The organism is Enterococcus spodopteracolus (assembly GCF_030441955.1).
Lineage (GTDB): Bacteria > Bacillota > Bacilli > Lactobacillales > Enterococcaceae > Enterococcus_B > Enterococcus_B spodopteracolus.
The window spans coordinates 1-440 of the sequence record NZ_JARJHD010000111.1; the positions used below are offsets into that span (position 1 = coordinate 1).

2 protein-coding genes are annotated in these 440 nt (G+C 41.1%); both read right to left on the reverse strand.

Features of this window, described 5'->3' with window-relative positions; genetic code table 11:
* On the reverse strand, window positions 1–246 hold a 246-nt coding region (locus tag P3R27_RS14790; RefSeq protein ID WP_301399179.1), incomplete at its 3' end, for a competence protein CoiA family protein.
* 37 nt (window positions 247–283) lie between these two features.
* The coding region (locus P3R27_RS14795) for an adaptor protein MecA (RefSeq protein WP_318036151.1) at window positions 284–440 on the reverse strand (157 nt) is incomplete at its 5' end.

Consider the following 440-nt stretch of genomic DNA (forward strand, 5'->3'; position numbering starts at 1 on the left):
CGTCTCCCCTTCACTGTATGTCTGACAATCAGTGGTGGCTTGATGGGCAAAGTGGGACTGTCGCTTAAGTCCTTGCCTCAAAATCACTTCTTTCTGACAGCCTGGGCAATAAAAAGGGCCCGAGGATTTCTTTGCCCCTTTCGCTAGGATGACTTCTTTTCTTTGGTTCAACGCTTTCAACATCTGGCTCACCTCAATAAGAGGTACGCCAGATTCGTCAAACACAATTAAAAAAGCCAAAAACATTGTCAAAATGTCCTTGGCTGGAAATGATTTTCATTCATTAATCATTCTTGAAATAGAAACGAGTCAATTCAAGTGCATCGTTTTCCATGATCAACTCACCGTATTCTGATAAAACTTCGGGCGTCACTGAAGTCCTTTGGGCAAATTCCATCAAATAAGAAAGTGCATTTTCCACTTCAATATCAGTAATATCT